General features: G+C 40.0%; 1 protein-coding gene. It reads left to right on the forward strand.

All coding sequences use genetic code 11. The features are described 5' to 3' along the window. Positions 1-38 precede the first annotated feature (38 nt). Positions 39-992 carry a TRM11 family SAM-dependent methyltransferase gene (locus tag KI369_RS22695; RefSeq protein ID WP_212957476.1) on the forward strand — a complete coding sequence of 318 codons (954 nt, stop codon included), beginning with the start codon at positions 39-41 and terminating at the stop codon, positions 990-992. The last annotated feature ends 107 nt before the right edge of the window (positions 993-1,099 follow it).

A 1,099-nucleotide genomic window follows, 5' to 3' on the forward strand; every position in this document is an offset into this window, starting at 1 on the left:
TTTTATACGAATAAGTATTGATAGAGGATGATAATAGATTGAATAATTATAGTAAAACACCTGCCTGTATATATACGTATGCATTTCGCGAGGAGGAGCGTGCTTTATGTTACTTGGAAATGCGCTCGTTCTTTGGAATGGAGTCCCACGTTAATATTTTGAAAAGTGATGTCAAAATTGATCCAAGTAGAAGTGCGTTTATGAAAGAGCGCGTTGAGGTTATGTATGAAGGAGACGACTTAGAAAGTATTCTAAAACAAGTGGAACAAATTGATTTGGCCGGGGCATCATTTAAAGTTATCTTCGTTAAAATCAATGACCTCGTTGGAGAGAATAAAATTGAATATGGAGAAAGACGTCTCATTGAACGCGACCTCGGTATGCATATTGAAGGAGAAGCTGATGTTCGCAATCCAGAGCGTGTATTTGGGATTGTTCCTCTTGGAGGACGCTGGTACTTCGGACACTATGTAGAAAGTGAACCAGTTTGGTATCATCACATAAAAAAACCGCATAGTTATTCGACATCTCTTAGCACTCGTGTTGCGAGATCAGTTGCAAATATTGCTGTACCAAATCCAGATGGAGTACGAGCAATTGACCCGTGCTGCGGTATTGGAACAGTAGTAGTAGAAGCACTTTCTATGGGAATTAACATCGTCGGTAGAGATATAAATCCACTTGTGGTTCTTGGAACGAGAAAGAACATCGCACATTTCGGGTTTGAAGGAACAGTAACAAAAGGTCCAATAGAGGAAATTACTGAGAACTACGACGTTGCCATTATCGATATGCCGTATGACTTATTTACGCATGCAACACCAGAAGACCAGTTCTCCATTCTTTCAAGTGCGCGCCGCATCGCTAAAAAGGTAGTCGTTGTCACGATGGAAACAATGGACGACATGATCCATGAAGCAGGATTCGAAATTACAGATCGCTGTGTTACAAGAAAAGGATCATTTACTAGACAAATTCTCGTTTGTGAATAAGAAAGGAAGGTCACCCGTTTGGGTGACCTTTTTTGTTTTATGTTGATGTGTGATTGGTTGGTAGTTTAGATAGATGAATTAGCAGAACTTGTCGGTAAGTCGATATC

The sequence above is a fragment of the Bacillus sanguinis genome (assembly GCF_018332475.1).
Taxonomy (GTDB): Bacteria; Bacillota; Bacilli; order Bacillales; family Bacillaceae_G; genus Bacillus_A; species Bacillus_A sanguinis.